Below are 17991 nucleotides of genomic sequence, written 5' to 3' on the forward strand. Positions count from 1 at the left end.
GGGTTTTGTTCATCCCCACTGATTATTAGTTGAACCAATCGGGCTTTTACAGGCAGTTGCCCCCACCTAACTTCTATGATATCGCTGAATTTTGAGGTGGGGGGCTTACTGCCTGTTAATGCGGGGTAAAAGAAATGTCATTGAATCCATTTGTTCTCTCCCTTTTAAAACAATTGCTAGAATAGAATATATAAGTTCATTCGCTACTTAGCACAATACTGTCTCTAAAACCTCATACTTTACCAATGTTTCTTCAATACAATTTTCCCAAGAGCACGTTCTGACTCACTTATGTGGTGTGCTTTTTTTACACCTTCTACATGTAAAGGCAACACATGCGTGACAACAGGTTTAATCTTCCCGCTCTCAATTAATTCTGTAATAAGAGAAAGTTCATATCCGTTAGGTTCAGTAAATATATGGTCACTCTCAATATTTTTCTCTCTTGATATCTCGGTTTGCGGAATTTTCATACCTTTCGGACCATAAATAGACGCTAACTTTCCATTTGGTGCAAGTACTTTATAACTATTCTTTAGTACATCCCCACCTAACACATCAAATACAATATTGTAATTATGCAAAAGCAAAGAAAAGTCTTCCGTTTTGTAATCGACGACAGTATCAGCGCCTAGATCCTTTACAAATTGCATGTTTTTCGTACTAGTCGTAGTTGCAACATGTGCACCGAAACTTTTCGCTAGCTGAATAGCAAACGTACCAATCCCGCCAGATCCAGCATGAATTAAAACCTTATTACCCTTTTGAACATTAGCGAATTTCACTAAACTTTGCCAACTTGTCAAACCTACTAGAGGGATTGATGCCGCTTCCTCAAAAGATAGATTTCTCGGTTTTTTCGCTACATACTTCTCATCTACTGCCACGTACTCTGCATACGTACCATTTCGTTCAATATCTGGACGACTATATACTTCATCCCCCACTTTAAATGCTGTAACGTTTTTTCCTATAGCAGCAACTACACCTGCAACATCCCATCCTAAAACGAGCGGGAAGTCATAAGAAATTACGTCTTGAAGTAAACCCTCACGTATTTTCCAATCCACAGGATTTACACCAGCTGCATATACTTCAATCAGTATATCGTTGTCTCCCAATAGCGGTGTCTGCATTTCAATCTCTTGTAGTACACTTTTATCTCCATATTGCATAAGTCCTATTGCTTTCATTCTTTTCACTCCTTTACAAGGCTGGGAAATGCGGTAGCACTTCTTCTCCTAGCTCATCCAATACTTCGTCAGCTGGACGTTGACCATCAAATAGAGCAAGGAATAAATGATTCACACCAATACTTTTATATATATCAAGTAATTCAATTAGTGCCTTACGCCCTGTACGGTAACCTAAACGTATCGGTGTAGGACGTTCATTTGGATCTTCAGATAAATCTAAATGCATCGGTTGTATAAATGGTTTGAATACATCTGGATGATAATCCTCTACTAGTTCTCTCCATTGTCCAATTGCTCCCGCCTGATGCACCGGACTACGTGGATAATACATCCATCCATCTCCATGTTCAGCGAACCATTCCATATTTTGCTGACTAAAACCTGTAATAAAGGTTGGAACACGTTTAGACGGTTTTGGAACTAAATTCGCACCATGAACTTCTCCTAGTTTCGACTGGATAGACGGGAAGTTTTTATACAAAATTTCTTCCAAGTAAGCAAATGCTTCTCTAAACTTTTCACCTCGTGTTTCATGGCTAACACCTAACGCTTTGAAATCGGCACGTCTGTCACCGGATGAAACGCCAAGCATAATTCTTTCTGGAAATAGTTGATCTAATGTAGCAATTTCTTTTGCTACACGCAATGGATGACGAAGTGACAACACTGTTGCCGACGTTCCAAATGCGATTTTCTCTGTCTTGCTTGCTAAATACGTCAAATAAATCATCATATCGTAAATTTGACCTGTTGCAGGATCACCAAAATCAGGGTCTTGCAGCAATACATCGCGAAGCCATACACCTGTAAAACCGTATTGTTCCGCTTTTTGTACTAACTCTACTTGTTTTTCCATCGTTGGAGCATGAAACTGATAATTTTCAATCGGAATGTGAACTCCTAACGTAAGTTGATCTTTCGCAAACATACGATTATATCCAAAATGGTTCGCAAACTTTTCCATGTGTTTCACTCACTTTCCCTCATTCATATAAATCTATACTTTTCATATTTCTTCTCAAAATTGATAGGCAATACTGTAATACCACATTGTTGCCGATTGTCATCGTTATAACTTTCTTTGTGCTACGAGTGTTATTATAAATCGGTCATAACATGAATAACAGTACGTACTTTAAAGTGATGTAGGCACTTTAAAGTACCTATACTAAGTGAGTAATAATAAATCATGCTGCAAAAATAACATCTACCCTTTCTTCAAAAGCTTTACAGTAGTTTTTAGAAGTACGTTACATTATTTCATTTCATGCACTTTCCTCTTCTTTATATAAAATTCTCACTAACCAAATTCAAAATATTATACTTATTTTTCGTACTTTGCTATGCTATAACCACAAACAGGAGGTATAAACAATGAAAGCACAAATTATCCATTCTTTTGGGGATTCATCTGTATTTCAATTAGAAGAAGTTTCAAAACCGAAACTTTTACCCGGTCATGTTCTAATTCATGTAAAAGCAACAAGTGTAAATCCAATCGATACGAAAATGCGCAGTGGCGCTGTTTCATCAGTTGCTCCTGAATTTCCAGCTATATTACACGGGGATGTAGCTGGTATTGTCATAGAAGTAGGAGAAGGCGTTTCAAAATTCAAAACTGGTGATGAAGTATATGGATGTGCCGGAGGTTTCAAAGAAACTGGTGGTGCACTTGCAGAATTTATGCTTGCTGATGCACGACTGATTGCTCACAAACCTAAAAACCTAACAATGGAAGAAGCTGCTGCTCTACCATTGGTTGCAATTACAGCTTGGGAATCTTTATTTGATCGTGCAAATATTAAACCTGGTCAAAATGTTCTCATTCATGGAGCTACTGGTGGCGTAGGACACGTAGCCATTCAACTAGCTAAATGGGCAGGCGCTAAAGTTTTTACAACCGCTTCTCAGCAAAGCAAAATAGACATCGCCCATCGTCTAGGAGCCGACATAGCTATTAATTATAAAGAAGAATCTGTTCAAGAATATGTACAAAAACATACGAACGGAAACGGATTTGAAGTTATATTTGATACAGTAGGCGGCAAGAATCTTGATCATTCTTTTGAAGCTGCTGCGGTCAACGGAACTGTCGTAACAATTGCAGCTCGTTCAACCCATGACCTCTCTCCTTTACACGCAAAAGGACTCTCTCTGCACGTTACTTTTATGGCGTTAAAAATATTACATACAGATAAACGTGACGCTTGCGGGGAAATTTTAACTAAACTAACGCAAATAGTAGAAGAAGGACACCTTCGACCATTGCTAGATTCTAAACCTTTTACGTTTGATGAAGTTGCACAAGCACATGAATATTTGGAGTCAAATAAAGCAATTGGGAAAATAGTGTTGAAAAACGTTTGGTAACTTTCACTAAATAATACAAATAACAGCGGGATTGCTTCGCCTTATCTTTGTCTTAAGAGGCGTGCCACAACCTTAAAAACTTTCCATCCTTTACAACAAGTAAAAAAAGAACAGCCGAATTTTTCTTATAGTAGAAAATTCGGCTGTTTGCATGTCGCAATTTGCTTTTTATATATTTCCATTAATAGATAAAATACAACTCATTTGCCTTACCATCTTTACCTTCAACAGAATATTATGTTGTTTTTAATTTTTTAAAACACACTACGTACTAATCCCCCGTCTATTCGCAACGCGGAACCATTAATTGCTGAAGAAAGTGGGCTGCTTAAGAAAATGACAAGATTGGCAATTTCTTCTGGTCGAATAAGTCTTTGAATAATAGAGGTTGGTCGATTCTCTTTCATAAATCGCTTCTCAACTTCTTCTATTGTCAATTGCTCATTAGGATAAAGACTATTTAACATAGTCTCCACTCCTTCCGTTAAAGTCGAACCGGGCATTATAGTATTAACAGTCACATTCGTTCCTGTCGTCAGCTCAGCTAAACTGCGAGAAAGTGAGAGTTGCATCGTTTTAGTCGCACTATAATGAGCCATTTCTTGAGATGGCATAATAGCTGCTTCGCTAGCAATAAAGATAACTCTTCCTTCTTTTCTTTCAATCATTTTTTTCAAATACGAGCGAGTAAGTCGAACACCACTCATAATATTGACTTCAAACAATTTAAACCAATCTTCATCAGGGATATCAAAATATTCTACAGGTTCAAAAATTCCTAAGTTGTTAATAAGAATGTCTACTTCAGGGTACTTTTCAATCACGTTTTGGCACCCTTGTTCTGTTCCTAAATCAGCTACGACAGGTTGAAGGATAGCATCCGGATATTGCGTTCGAATTTCGTTTATCGTTTGATTAACATTTTCTTCACGGCGTCCATTAATAAGTACAGTAGCTCCTTCCGCTACTAATGAAGTGGCAATTGCTTTTCCAATCCCTGCCGTAGATCCAGTAACCAGTGCTGTTTTTCCTTTTAATTGCATATGCATATAGATCCCTCCAAATTCATGTGCTACATGATTGACTTACGTTGGAATAAATAATTACGTTTATATTGTGGTTCACTTCTCTTATCTTTAACAGAAAATAAGCTGATCCACCCTTTTTCGAAAGAGTATAAACGAAAATTATGTAGCTATTGCACTCTGTACGGAATTAAAAATCGAAATTATCATCATTTAGATCTACTCGATAATTCTGATTCTAATCATTGTCATGTTAAAAAATCACATCAACAACAGAGTAACGCTAAAACCAACTAATAAATACCATTATGATATATATTAACGATAAAGAAAATTACGCACTTTAAAGTTCCATAGGAACAAAAAAGTAACCCATAAACCATAATTTCTAACCCTTTACATTTACTAACGTAGTATCCTTTTCTATCATAGAAGAGGTTGTAAAATCACACATTCTTACATACAGTTATAAGATTATTTTTATTCTAATTAACTAAAAACCATATAACACATTTGTAAAATAAAATTCTAAAAAAACCTTGCAGAAAAATTCTACAAGGTTTTTGCCTATACACACAAATTAATCACTATATTAAAATAAAAGGGTTTATAATTCATCGCAATATTATTAAATATAAGCTGCTTTAAAGGCTTGTTGGACAGCTTGTACTTCTAATGAGTCTTTACCATATAAGTTCGTTGCTACACGAATACAAGCTTCTTTTAATTCTTTAAAGTTAGAAGTCATATTTAATTCATCCGTATTTGCATAATAGAAAATATCAAACATTTTATCTTCTCCAATGCCATGTACGTTTACTCCATTATGGTTTCCACCACTAGCAATCAAGTAAGCTACTTTATTAATAATGCTAGAGTTCGTGTGTACACCACCATGATCGTGGTCAGCATCAATAGGTAAGTTATTATAATGTCTATAGTCCTCCGGATATCTAGAAGAGATAGATGATGGGTTTTTCATATCTCTAAAAATACGACCTGATTGTTCTCCCATTGTCCAATTGAACTTTCCGTTATTAGCATACTTTTCAACTGCTACTCCTAAAATATCAGATAGAGCCTCATTAATTGCACCAGCTTCTCCTGCATACTCAAGTCCAGACTCATTTCTTGTAACCGCGTGTGTAAATTCATGTCCTGCCACATCAAATGCTCTAACAATTGGATCTCCGTATACTAGCATAGCTCCATTACTAAATGCATTAAACCACTGCTTAGGATTTCCTTTATTCGTACCATTTGTGTTCCAACCATGAACGACAGAAATTACTTTTTGTCCGTTATTATCAAAGCTGTTACGGCCATATTTTTCTTGATAAAAATCATATACTTTCGTTGCTAAATAATGAGCACTAACTGCTTTAGGATCAGTAAAATTTGTAGAATTACTTGTTACTAAATCATCGAGATAACCCCATACATTTCTTCTATAATTATTATAATCTTTATAATTAGCAGTATATGTTTCAATTCCCTTACCACGAGAATAATCTGCAAGCATGTACGTTCCATCACTTCGCTGCGTAATTCCAAACGTACGATTAATACCTAAGTCATCTTTTCCTGTACCTGTTAATCTTGAAGAATCTTGTGATTTATTTGCTGTCGCAGATTGGACAATACTACTATCTACTTGTATACCCAATTTTTGAACGAGTTCTTTTAATAGATTACCACCAAAAGCATCAATTAATACTGTACCAGATACATATTCAGGTGTAGATGCACTAAAAGTAATTTGATATGCGTTTGTAGCTTTATTTGTATTTTCATCTACATATACCACTTGTTTAATTTCTGGTTCTTCAATAAATGTGAGATCATTTCCATAGATGTTGAAAAGCTGTTTTTTTGCATCCTCTTCTGATAAAGTAATAGGTTGTTTCAAATCTTCCTGTTGTTGTAGATCTTGGGCACTATCCCCTGAAACGCTCGTAAGTACACCATCATCATTAATATGTGCTGTTAGTTGATATCCGTATACATCACGTCCTTCATACGTTTGTTGAAGACGTACCAATGTAGTACCATCATAAGATTTACGACTTTGCGTAACATTATAATTAACTTTGGATTCCGTATTAACTTGCTTTGATGATAATGCTTGTTCTGTTTTTCCTTTTAGTGCATCCTTTGCTACATTTTCTGCCGAATTTTGAGAAGGTGCTGTTAAATTACCTGTTCGGAACGTATCTTCCTTTGTGTCCACTTTTAAATCTTCTGTTGCCGCATGTACTCCTCCATAAGGCATAATCGCCGATAACACCACTCCTGTAGTTAAACCTACCTTTACGAAATTCTTCATATTTTTACTCCTTTTTAATCTTATTATCAAGTTAAATAAATGTTTTTCAGAATTGGAAACATAGATATTTCAAACTATCTATGTTTATCTACTGTTTATGAATTGTGATTCCTCATAATATAGATAGATTGCGTCGTTACTTTTAGATTCATTTCATTTCTCAAAAATCACTCATTATATAAGCTATCTTTATATTTATTTATATACGTTATTTTTTGTGGTTCTGATAACATATTTATTGCCATCCACACATTCTTTTTCATTTCTAATTTTTGCATTGGTATCTCTTTTAAAACAGGATTACTTATAATTGCTTCCATTTCTTCATCAATTCTTTGTATAAGATTTTTTTCTGGATTATTTTGCAAATAAGTATTTATCAATCCCCATTTTGTCATTATAAATTCATTTGTTTTATTCATAGGATTAATAATAGTAGCTTTACTAGTTAATCGTTTTTTTACTTCATCATGATAGATTTTAATTCTATATCCTTCTTTTAGTGGAATGATATCTTTTACAACGATTACATTTGTTCCTTCCATTTCCTTCGTATAAATTTTTTCACCTTTCTCATTAAACACCTCTATTGATGCATATTTTTCACCTGCATAATAGCTATGAGGCGTTTTAGTAGTAACCGTAAAAACAGCTCGCTTTTGCTCTAAGTCTGTATTTAATTCGGCAAACTGATCATCTCCTAATCCTAGGAATTGAATCGTTTCATTTACCAAATTGCTCACTTTCATTTCGTTAACATCAATCGTTAAACTATTATCCTTTTCCTTTACATAGGCATAATACGTACTGAAATGGTACATACTATCCGTTTTTCTACCTGAAATCTCAACCGTATAGATTCCATTTGGTACGTCTTGTAAATTGATATCTGCTGTTTCAATTGTTTTTTCTTGAATAACTGTATTCCCTTCTTTTAATTTAATCTTCCCTCCTTTCAATGTATCTATTTCATTTGTATTTAAATGGATATGCAAATTCCCTTTTAACCCAAGTGAAGCAATTTGCTGATTCGTAACTATTTCAAAGTTAGAGTTTATCGGAATATCAGGATCAACTAGAGCTCTCGCCTTAGCTAATTGTGATTCAGGCACTATATACGCTAAAGAAGTAACTGCCGGATAACCTTTCGCCCTATTCATCTCTATTTGTTTATGATTAAGCTTAAAGCCCCATCTTTCAAAAACGGGTGTAAAATCAACTTGTACATTCTCGCTATAAGACTGATTCATTAAATCTGGTAAAGAATGGTCACCTTTTTTAAAAGCAGCATTGCTAGCTAGTTTTCGATAACCTTGATACATTTTTGCAAAAGCTTCATTTCCAGCTTTTTGTTTCGCCATCGTTAAAAGAATAAGTTTTTGTCGTAAATCTAAGTCATCATAATTTTTATTTTCTTTCATTAAAGCATTGTATAAATTCCGTTCTACCTGTTCCTTCTTCCCAAAATTAAACAACCAACCAACTTGATCTGCTTTTTTACCATATTTACTATATTGATATTGAACACCAAATAGATTATTAGAAACTTCTCCTGTAAATATTCCTTGATTATCAAAACCTGCTTGATATCCATGAGCGATTTCATGTAAGGTTCCCCAACTTAGTTTATCTAACCACATCTTTGTACTATCTGTACTATTCGCTGTCCAATTTGCGCCATAATAGGCACCGCCAGCACCGGATATATCTGCTTTTAAGAAATAACGATTTTGACTTTTTTTATTTTCAACCGTTGAGCCATCTAAACCAATAATGGAATCATACATCGCAAAAATATCCTCATAATATGCAATTAACTCATCCAACGATTGAAAATCTTTTAAAGATCTTACTAACTCTTTATCTTTTTTAGGTATAAATAATTGGAAACTCTCCCCTTGAATTAATGCATACTCCCCATCAAATTGATCCCATGTACTAAAAAATTGAGATACACTTCCTTGTGATTTATAAACTGGAAGAGGTTTAGTAGCACTTTTACTCTCTACTTGGTACTCAAGTAGGGCAGGCTCTTCACCATACGGAGTATCTATGAAAGGAACTAAAGGCGTATCACCTTGAATCGTAACCCATTCATTTCCTACTTGTATGGATTTTTCATTTTTTGAGTCATTGGACAATAAACGTACTGTTAATTTGTTTTTAAAATTAGGATTTATTTGTCTTACCTTTAATGGTGTATTTCTCTGCAAAATAAACCCTAAATCTTGTCGATCATGATATTTCCCCTTACTTATGCCCGCCTGAAATATCCACTTAGGTTCTTCTAAGCTAGTAATTTCTTTTACATTTGTTCGTTCATCAGCATGTAAGTGTATATTTCCTGTAAGGAAAAACATTGTATACATTATGCCTATAACAAGTAACCTTTTCATTTGCATATCTCCTTTTCTATTTTTTATATACAAAATACAATAAAACCCTCCTTCTTCACTTATAACTATCTTCAGTAAGTTACTTATCAGTGTAATTATTATAGTTACATTAACTCATGATTATCAATCATTAAATATATGTAATTTTGCATATAAAAATAATTAACATTAAGTGTTTAAATATCATCTAATTTCACACTTTTATTTCTTCTTTTTCATACATGAATCAAAAAACACGAAGACTTAAAAGTCTTCGTGTTTTTTGAAATATACATATTGTTACACTTGTCATTGAATTCATAACTAGAATCTTTTTACTCATAAAAAAGTCAACTTTCTTCTGGATAATATCCATACCTAAACTTTTTAAATTTATTAATTCTATGTCTTAGCTCTATTTGATTTGCCAGTTAAATCCTCACATTTCTTTCTTTATAATATCTCCTAACTCCGTCCAACTTGTAATCCGCGGGATGTTGAGATGTTGATTGTAAGAAGTAGTTTTTGCATACACATTTATCGGTTTTCCTATTAACGTTTCTAAGACTGCCGGCTTATCATCAAAGAAATAGTTTAATTTTATTTCTTGTATGAAGTGTATTTTTTCTTCATCCTTCATTCCATAGAAAAAGCGATCTTCATGTACCGGAAAACCTTTTTCTATTAACCATTTTTTTGTTTGCTCTCCATGTTCTTTAGGCCGTGCTGTTATATAGTATATTTCATGTCCCTGTTTTTCTAATTCTTGTAATGTCTCTACTGCATATGGAAACGGTGAACAAGAAGTATAATAAATCTCATCCAGCAAACTATTCCACATATAACTGCCTTCCTCCGAAGTCATGCCAAATGCTTCATGAATTTCAATTGTTTTTAAAGAATGAAATATATCCAATCCTACTTTTTTGTTTAATTTTTTATTATATAAATGAAAAGCATGCTGCCTTAAATCAATTAACGTATCATCGATATCAAATCCAAACTTCACTCTTCATCGCTCCATTCTGCCATCTATTTATCGGAACATATAAGTAGTTTTTATTCTCCTTATATTTTCCGATATTCTGGATAGCCAATAAATCTATAATCTTTTCCAGCCTGGGTAAATGATATATCCTTAAATTCAATTGCATCTTGCATTTTAGTAATACCAGTCCCCTCTACAAAGCTAGGCGCCAATCTGCCCCCAATAATTTTTGGTGCGACATATAATATAAGTTTATCCATCAATTTATTTTCAATAAACGAAGCATTTACCTCTCCACCACCTTCAATAAGCAGGGAGGAAACTCCTTTTTGCCCTAAAACATCAAGCATTTCATGTAAGTTTATATGCTTTTCTCCGCTAGTAACAAATACTTTAACTCCTGCATTTTCTAATGCTTTCTTTTTTTTCGCTGCATGATTACTTGTTGTAAATATCCAGGTAGGAGCTTCTCCATCTGTAACAACGTTAGCTTCCATCGGTATGCGTAATGTCGAGTCCAATATTATTCGAATTGGATTTCGTCCATTTGGAATACGCGTTGTCAATGATGGATTATCCTTTTGAACAGTATTCGCTCCTACTAAAATAGCCGCATTTTCGTTTCGTATTTGGTGTACTTCTTGTCTTGCTTCTGTAGATGTAATCCACTTACTATCCGATGAAGACGTAGCGATTTTCCCGTCTAATGTAACTCCTGATTTAATCGTTACAAATGGACGCTTTGTCAAAATATATTTATTAAAGACTTCATTCATTTTTTTAGATTCTTCTTCACACACTCCTACAAGTACTTCAATATCTGCATCTTGTAGAATTTTAATTCCACGTCCAGAAACAAGCGGGTTTGGATCAAGTGTAGCAACTACTACCTTCTTAATTCCTGCTTGTACAATTGCTTCAGCACAAGGCCCTGTTCTACCATGATGAGAACAAGGTTCAAGAGTTACATAGATTGTAGCACCACGTGCCTGTTCTCCAGCCATACGTATCGCATGTATTTCGGCATGTGGTTCTCCGGCCTTCATATGTGCTCCGACCCCTACAATTCGATTATCATTTACAATCACAGATCCAACCAATGGATTTGGAGTCGTTTGTCCCTTCATAGCCTTGGCATTTTCTAGTGCTAGCTTCATATACAATTCATGCTCAAGCATGTAAGTGTCCCCCTTCAAAATGTCCAGAACGCTGAATCTTCGTTTGCAAATATTTCTCATTAAACTCTGAGACATCACCCCATAACGGTTCACGACTCGTAACATTTAATCCAGCTTTTTGTAATGCTTCTAATTTTTTCGGATTATTTGTAATAAGTTTTACAGGTTTTGAGCGTAGCGCTTTTAATACTTCAATTGTATCATCATAGTTTCGAACATCATCTTCAAAGCCTAGGTTCAGATTAGCTTCTACTGTATCTAACCCATTTTCTTGCAAGAGGTACGTCATAGCTTTACTAAACAAACCAATTCCTCTTCCTTCATGATTCGCTAAGTAAAATAAAGCACCTGAACCATGTTCTGTAATCATTTGTAAAGACTGCTTTAATTGGAATCCACAGTCACAACGTTTACTACCAAAGATATCACCGGTGTGACAAATACTATGCATACGAATTAGGGCATCTTCAGAATTCTCAAAATCACCATATACAAGCACACTAGATTGCTGCATATCAGCTAAATTAATAGATGAAAGTTTTTCAATAATCCCTTCTACACTATTTGTACCCTCACTACATTGTAACCAAGAATACCATTGAAAAACTTTAGTCTCCCCATATAAATTAATTGGCAATTTGATAGGACCTACTAAATAAATATCCTTTCCATCTTGATGTATAAATTGAATTTTATCTTCTAACACATGAATTGTATCTGTTGTAACCATTAGGTACCTCCTAGTATTGAGCATCTCTAAAAATTCTCTTCCATTGTTATATTTTTTATTGTTTAACTTACACAACGTAAGTGTTTTTACAGATGCTATTCTTTTTTCTCTCAGCTTATATGCAATATGTATCATTACAACTTTGGCCATTTAAAGAAAAGAGTTTTAGTTACATAAAACAACTTAGTTACTTTATGTAAGTGAGTATACATTCGTAATTAATTTACGTCAAGTAATTAATTATAAAAACATTTGTTACTAATAGTAAGATGTTATATAATTTGTTTTAGGAGGTGAAGGAAAATGAATGATTCTACATTATGCCCTCGCTTTGAAAAAGGAATGAAATTTTTTAGCCAACGATGGACAGCACTCATTATTTACCAACTTTTTTCTGGATCTCAGCGCTTTTGTACGCTTGAATCTTCTCTTCCTGTTAGCGGAAGATTACTTTCAGAAAGATTGAAAGAATTAGAACTAGAAGGAATTGTCGAACGTAAAGTCTTTCCTGAGACACCAGTTCGTATAGAATATTCTTTAACTCAAAAAGGATTTGCTTTAGAAGCTATTATTCGCGGAATAGAAGAATGGTCACAGGAATGGATAGAACTTGAGGAATAACATAAAAGCTTTTTCGTATATAGTTTTAAGTAATCAAATTACAGATACCTATTATTAAAACGCTAGGTTTTCAAGCATTTATGAAAACCTAGCGTTTTTTAATAAATAAAATGTAAGAAATAAAGCAAGGTGATCAAAATGATCACCTTGTTCCCTTAAAGATTAAAATAGTGTTTTAAAACCTTTTTTCATACATACTCAATTAATAAAAAGAACGAATAAGCTTTTTTTTATAACTAAACAGTTTTATTTTCACAATACAGTTAGCTTCCCCTGCTATTTGCGTACAGTAAGACCGCTATTAATTAAAGTTTCACTTTATTACATTATAATGTTACTTATGAAATTTCACACGCTCTTCAAGTGGTTGGAATTCTTTTTCACCTGGTGCAGCTGTTGGATTACCAAATGGCATTTGTGCAATTAGTTTCCAATTAGCAGGAACATTCCATTCTTGTTTTACCTCATCGTCAATTAATGGATTATAATGTTGTAAAGATGCCCCTAATCCCTCTGCTTCTAAACCTGTCCACACGACTAATTGGTGCATACCTGATGCTTGGTGTGACCAAATTGGGAAGTTTTCAGCATATGCAGCAAATTTTTCTTGAAGCGATTTAACGATAGCCTCATCTTCAAAGAATAGTACTGTTCCATAACCAGCTTTAAAAGAATCCATTTTTTGTTGCGTTCCTGAGAAATCTCCATCTCCAACTACTTTTCTTAATGTTTCAGTTGTAATATCCCATAATTTATCATGAGCTTCACCAAATAATACAACTAATCGCGCAGTTTGAGAATTGAAAGCTGATGGAGTATATTTCACAGCAAACTCCACAATTTCTTTAATTTTTTCATCCGATACTTGTACCTCTTTGTTAATTCCATAGTAAGTACGTCTTTCTTTCAGTGCAGTATAGAAATCTTTTGTCATAATTCATTTCCTCCTAAGTTTTAATATTCTTCAAAATGATACATTGCGAAGATAATATGAGTTGAAATGAGTTCATTTTTGAACCATTGAACACCATAACACCAATTGCTAGTCATTCTGAATCTAAACCACTGCTTCTTGCTTCAGTTTCCCTAAAAAAACACTTATAGCATCATTGATACAATCTAGTGATCATTCGGTATTATTTTACCCATTCTCTATTCATGTATCCTGCTTGTTTCATATTTACACAAATATGAAAATAACCTTAAATTGCTGGTCAAAAAAGCCAGGTAGCATGAATAACACATTACCTGGCTTTTTACATTTTTAATTTAAATTCAACTAAATATTACCAATGAATAGTAGTAAAAACTATACCCGCCACTTATTTAATAATTAACATCTCATAAGGATGTTGTTCCATAAATCTATTCTCCCAAGGAATCTCTAATGATGTCCAATTTGAACCACCGTCTACTGACTGATACACTCCTTTATTGCTAAACAGATAAAACGTTCCATCACTTGTTGCCTTTAATACTGGTATGATTGTGCCTTTAGAAGTCGGTAAACCTACATTCATTTCTTCCCAAGACTGATTTTTTTCTTTCTTATAAATAAATGATTCACAATTTCCATTATTGTAATCATGCGCTACGTGTGGATTTGAAGATGTCGCGATAATAATATTTTCTGGATCATTTGGGTTAACTGCCATTTGATATGCGTAATGATGCTTTAGCCCGCTACACATATAGTTCCAAGTCTTACCTCCATCATTACTCTCCGCATACTCTTGACCTGGTTCTTTCAAGAATGAATCACCTAACACCCCGTATAAACGATTTGGGGCATTGCGATGTGATTTAAGAATGTGAATATCTTGAGGATAGTTCCCCTCTTTTTCCTCAGTCCATGTCTTACCTCCATCTACACTTTTAATTAATCCGCCTACCTCAATAGTCGTATAAATAGTTTCTGGATTATTAGCATCAATTTCAATATGTTTTACATGGTGTGTATATGTTCTTTGAGGAAAGAACCATGATGCATATGATGGCATTTGTCGATAATCAGTTAGCAGCTCAAAACTGTCTCCTCCATTTTTGGATACGAACATTGCGCTCGGTTCAGTTCCTACATATACAATCCCGTTACCGTCATCCCCCTTCGCTGGAGATACAGAAACTGCTGTAATAGCTCTCATATGAATAGCATTTGCTGGGAACACTTCACCAAAGGAAGGTAACGCACCAATCGCTTCCCATGAACTTCCTCCATCTTTACTTCTCCATAATCCCCTGTCAAAAGTACCACAATATATTCTTTCTGGATCGTATGGATCTGAAGCTAACGCAACCGGATTCGCACCTACAAACTGCGATTGGACGCTCCATGTTGAGTCTTTTTTTTCTGCAATTACAAGTTCTCTATCAAACGCTAATATGAATTTTTCCATTACTAAAATCTCCTCGCTTCATGAATTTTCTACTATGTTATTTAAATTTTGAACATTACAAGTTAAGAGGCGCATTTTATATGCTATAGCATACAAAAGATAAATTTTATAAGCAATATGTGATTAAAAACTTACATTATATAATTTGTTAACTTCACATCAGTATAATGAACAAGATGTCCTGTTAACTCATATAAGTCCATATGCCACCTCTAAATAAATCACAATTTACATGCTATAGCATATATAATATAGAATCCATTATTTTATGTCAAACTTTAATACTGTTAATCAGTTCTTTAGCTCACCTAAAGTAATTTAAAAGTCATAATATAAACAGAAACATTTTATTGTCTATTCAATAAAAAAAGAGTGCAATTTTTGCACTCTTTTTACTCATTTCTATTAGAAATCAAAGTTATCAGGATCTGGACCAACGCGGTGATTTTGATTTAATGCATCGATTTTTTCCATATCTTCTTTCGTTAATTCAAAGTTAAATACATCTGCATTTGCAATAATGCGGTGCTCTTTCGTTGATTTTGGAATTGTGATCACTTCATTTTGAAGATCCCAACGTAAAATTACTTGTGCTGTTGTTTTACCATGTTTCTCAGCAATTTCTTGTAATGTTTCGTTATCTAATAATTGACCTTGCATAAGTGGTGACCATGCTTCCATTTGAATACCTTGTTCTTTACAGAAAGCTTGTAATTCTTTTTGTGTTAAACGAGGGTGGTATTCTACTTGGTTAATCATTGGTTTAATCTCTGCATCTTTCATTACATCTTGTAAGTGATGAATTTGGAAGTTACTTACACCAATTGCACGTACACGCTCTTCTTTATAAAGTGTTTCTAGCGCTCTCCACGTATCTTTATATTTTCCTTCTACAGGCCAGTGAACAAGATATAGGTCTAAATAATCTAGCTTTAATTTTTTTAAGCTCTCTTCGTATGCAGCAATCGTTTCTTCATATCCTTGATCTGCGTTCCATACTTTTGAAGTAATAAATAATTCTTCTCTTGAAATACCAGTTGCTTCAATACCGGCACGAATCCCCTCACCTACAGCTGCTTCATTTCCGTAAATTGCAGCTGTATCGATGCTGCGGTATCCTGCTTTAATTGCTGATTTAATCGCTTCTACAAGTTCTGGTCCTTCTTCTACTTTAAATACACCTAAACCAAACCAAGGCATTTCCACACCATTACTTAATACTGTTTTACTTTGTAAATTTTTCATTTTATTTTCTCTCCTTTTATTTTACTTGATCTCTTTTTTCTAATGTCATGCTCCATGCTGTTAAAATAACAGCACCTACTACCATAATGCCGCCTACCCAAGCTGTATGGATTAACCCTAACGAGTTCGTTACAATACCGCCTAAATAAGCACCAAGAGCAATCCCAGCATTAAACGCCGCAATATTAATTGCCGATGCAACATCGACAGCACTCGGTACAAATCGTTCAGCTAACATTACGACATATACTTGTAACCCTGGAACATTCATAAATGCGAATAGCCCCATTAAAATAATTGTGATTAACCCAGCTACCTTAAATGGTGCCGTAAATGTTAAAACAAATAATATAATCGCTTGAATAAAGAACATGTAGAATAGCGCTCGAATTGGATTATGATTCGATAATTTTCCGCCAATCACATTCCCTATCGCAATGGCGATCCCATACACTAATAAAATGATAGTAACCGTATTTGCTTTAAATCCTGTTACCTCTTGTAATAACGGAGATAAATACGTAAAAGTTACGAATGTTCCCCCATATCCTAATGCAGTAATAATGAAAACTAGTAACAGTCTTCCGTTCGTAATCAGTTTAAATTGATCGCGGAATGATACAGACGCACCTTTTTTCATATTAGATGGAATGAGAATACTATTTGCAATTAAGGCGATAATTCCAATTACTACAATTGCTAAAAATGATGTTCTCCAGCCAAATTGTTGACCAATAAATGTTCCAATTGGTGCACCTGTAATAGTCGCAACTGTTACGCCAGTAAACATAATTGCAATCGCGCTAGCCCGTTTATTTTCTGGGACAAGTGCCGCAGCAATCGTTGAACCAATTGACATAAACACACCATGCGAAAGTGCAGAAACAATTCGCGCAATAAGTAGTACAGTGAAGCTTGTTGCTACCGCTGCGATTCCGTTACCAATAATGAAAATAATCATAATCCACATTAATAACGTTTTTCGTGACATATTAGCTGTTAATGACGTTAATACTGGCGCACCAAACGCTACACCTAATGCATATAAAGAAACTGTTAAACCAGCTGTTGTAACCGAAACATGTAAATCTTCCGAAATAGATGGTAATAAACCGACACTAACAAATTCAGTTGTCCCAATCCCGAACGCACTAATTGCTAACGCTAGCAACGCAAATATACTTCTTCGATTCGTCTGAACTTCTGAAGACGATGCTGTATATGAATTCAATTGAGTTCCCCCTCTTCCCTATAATTCCTATCATAATAGTGCGATAAAAAGGCCCTTTTATCTTCTAAAAAACATATTTAATCTCTACAAACGCTATTATGAATGGTTTCATTCTTTTTTTAAAGAACGCACTTTAAAGTACTATAGGTACTTTTTAGTACCGTAAAGCTTGTCTCTCTCTTACATGTACTATTATGAAATATATTCAATACAATGAATAGTACGTACTTTAAAGTGCTGTAGGTACTAAAAAGTAACATAGTTAGTTACCAGTACCGTAAAACTTGTTTCTCTCTTACATGTGCTATTA

At 34.3% G+C, this 17991-nt stretch carries 14 protein-coding genes; 2 read left to right on the forward strand and 12 right to left on the reverse strand.

The window, feature by feature from the left end; genetic code table 11:
* Window positions 1-239: 239 nt before the first annotated feature.
* Both DN407_RS16385 and DN407_RS16390 read right to left on the reverse strand, forming a co-directional pair.
* Window positions 240-1193, reverse strand: coding sequence for an NADP-dependent oxidoreductase (locus tag DN407_RS16385; RefSeq protein ID WP_149216487.1), 954 nt, complete (start codon window positions 1191-1193; stop codon window positions 240-242).
* Between the two features lie 13 nt (window positions 1194-1206).
* Window positions 1207-2160 carry an LLM class oxidoreductase gene (locus tag DN407_RS16390; RefSeq protein WP_149216761.1) on the reverse strand — a complete coding sequence of 318 codons (954 nt, stop codon included), beginning with the start codon at window positions 2158-2160 and terminating at the stop codon, window positions 1207-1209.
* 410 nt (window positions 2161-2570) lie between these two features.
* Here DN407_RS16390 and DN407_RS16395 point away from each other — a divergent pair, with 410 nt between their 5' ends.
* Window positions 2571-3566 carry a zinc-dependent alcohol dehydrogenase family protein gene (locus tag DN407_RS16395; protein WP_149216488.1) on the forward strand — a complete coding sequence of 332 codons (996 nt, stop codon included), beginning with the start codon at window positions 2571-2573 and terminating at the stop codon, window positions 3564-3566.
* 254 nt (window positions 3567-3820) lie between these two features.
* Here the strand turns inward: DN407_RS16395 and DN407_RS16400 are convergent, their stop codons facing one another.
* From DN407_RS16400 to DN407_RS16425, 6 genes are all read right to left on the reverse strand, one after another.
* A complete protein-coding gene (locus DN407_RS16400) occupies window positions 3821-4615 on the reverse strand; it encodes an SDR family NAD(P)-dependent oxidoreductase (protein WP_149216489.1) in 795 nt (264 codons plus the stop codon).
* Window positions 4616-5219: 604 nt separating this feature from the next.
* Window positions 5220-6917, reverse strand: a complete 1698-nt coding sequence (locus tag DN407_RS16405; protein ID WP_149216490.1) for a M4 family metallopeptidase — start codon at window positions 6915-6917, stop codon at window positions 5220-5222.
* A gap of 167 nt (window positions 6918-7084) precedes the next feature.
* Window positions 7085-9313, reverse strand: coding sequence for a putative mucin/carbohydrate-binding domain-containing protein (locus tag DN407_RS16410; protein ID WP_179955804.1), 2229 nt, complete (start codon window positions 9311-9313; stop codon window positions 7085-7087).
* Between the two features lie 418 nt (window positions 9314-9731).
* Window positions 9732-10301: a 5' nucleotidase, NT5C type gene (locus DN407_RS16415; protein WP_149216492.1), complete on the reverse strand. Its 570-nt coding sequence runs from the start codon at window positions 10299-10301 to the stop codon at window positions 9732-9734.
* A gap of 59 nt (window positions 10302-10360) precedes the next feature.
* A complete protein-coding gene (ribD, locus tag DN407_RS16420; protein ID WP_149216493.1) occupies window positions 10361-11458 on the reverse strand; it encodes a bifunctional diaminohydroxyphosphoribosylaminopyrimidine deaminase/5-amino-6-(5-phosphoribosylamino)uracil reductase RibD in 1098 nt (365 codons plus the stop codon).
* Window positions 11451-12188: a GTP cyclohydrolase II gene (locus tag DN407_RS16425; protein ID WP_149216494.1), complete on the reverse strand. Its 738-nt coding sequence runs from the start codon at window positions 12186-12188 to the stop codon at window positions 11451-11453. The genes ribD and DN407_RS16425 overlap by 8 nt, the downstream gene beginning before the upstream one ends.
* Before the next feature lie 303 nt (window positions 12189-12491).
* Between DN407_RS16425 and DN407_RS16430 the strand changes: the two genes are divergently transcribed.
* On the forward strand, window positions 12492-12809 hold the full coding sequence (locus tag DN407_RS16430; RefSeq protein ID WP_001000104.1) for a winged helix-turn-helix transcriptional regulator: 318 nt from the start codon (window positions 12492-12494) through the stop codon (window positions 12807-12809).
* Window positions 12810-13143: 334 nt separating this feature from the next.
* Here DN407_RS16430 and DN407_RS16435 read toward each other — a convergent pair whose 3' ends face one another.
* The 4 genes from DN407_RS16435 to DN407_RS16450 form a co-directional block, all read right to left on the reverse strand.
* Window positions 13144-13743, reverse strand: a complete 600-nt coding sequence (locus DN407_RS16435) for a nitroreductase family protein (protein ID WP_000158938.1) — start codon at window positions 13741-13743, stop codon at window positions 13144-13146.
* 388 nt (window positions 13744-14131) lie between these two features.
* Complete coding sequence (locus DN407_RS16440; RefSeq protein ID WP_149216495.1) at window positions 14132-15205, reverse strand: WD40/YVTN/BNR-like repeat-containing protein; 1074 nt, start codon at window positions 15203-15205, stop codon at window positions 14132-14134.
* Window positions 15206-15610: 405 nt separating this feature from the next.
* Entirely contained in the window at window positions 15611-16450 is an 840-nt protein-coding gene (locus DN407_RS16445; RefSeq protein WP_149216496.1) for an aldo/keto reductase, read from the reverse strand.
* Window positions 16451-16466: 16 nt separating this feature from the next.
* A complete protein-coding gene (locus DN407_RS16450) occupies window positions 16467-17681 on the reverse strand; it encodes an MFS transporter (protein ID WP_001089896.1) in 1215 nt (404 codons plus the stop codon).
* Window positions 17682-17991: the final 310 nt, after the last annotated feature.

Origin of the sequence: Bacillus sp. JAS24-2 (genome assembly GCF_008274905.1) — a bacterium.
Lineage (GTDB): Bacteria > Bacillota > Bacilli > Bacillales > Bacillaceae_G > Bacillus_A > Bacillus_A cereus.

Bases quoted from the DNA above. Each gene is read 5' to 3' on its own strand.
- DN407_RS16385 (WP_149216487.1), bottom strand. From the start codon at position 1,193: ATGAAAGCAATAGGACTTATGCAATATGGAGATAAAAGTGTACTACAA.
- DN407_RS16390 (WP_149216761.1), bottom strand. From the start codon at position 2,160: ATGGAAAAGTTTGCGAACCATTTTGGATATAATCGTATGTTTGCGAAA.
- DN407_RS16395 (WP_149216488.1), top strand. From the start codon at position 2,571: ATGAAAGCACAAATTATCCATTCTTTTGGGGATTCATCTGTATTTCAA.
- DN407_RS16400 (WP_149216489.1), bottom strand. From the start codon at position 4,615: ATGCATATGCAATTAAAAGGAAAAACAGCACTGGTTACTGGATCTACG.
- DN407_RS16405 (WP_149216490.1), bottom strand. From the start codon at position 6,917: ATGAAGAATTTCGTAAAGGTAGGTTTAACTACAGGAGTGGTGTTATCG.
- DN407_RS16410 (WP_179955804.1), bottom strand. From the start codon at position 9,313: ATGAAAAGGTTACTTGTTATAGGCATAATGTATACAATGTTTTTCCTT.
- ribD (WP_149216493.1), bottom strand. From the start codon at position 11,458: ATGCTTGAGCATGAATTGTATATGAAGCTAGCACTAGAAAATGCCAAG.
- DN407_RS16425 (WP_149216494.1), bottom strand. From the start codon at position 12,188: ATGGTTACAACAGATACAATTCATGTGTTAGAAGATAAAATTCAATTT.
- DN407_RS16430 (WP_001000104.1), top strand. From the start codon at position 12,492: ATGAATGATTCTACATTATGCCCTCGCTTTGAAAAAGGAATGAAATTT.
- DN407_RS16435 (WP_000158938.1), bottom strand. From the start codon at position 13,743: ATGACAAAAGATTTCTATACTGCACTGAAAGAAAGACGTACTTACTAT.
- DN407_RS16440 (WP_149216495.1), bottom strand. From the start codon at position 15,205: ATGGAAAAATTCATATTAGCGTTTGATAGAGAACTTGTAATTGCAGAA.
- DN407_RS16445 (WP_149216496.1), bottom strand. From the start codon at position 16,450: ATGAAAAATTTACAAAGTAAAACAGTATTAAGTAATGGTGTGGAAATG.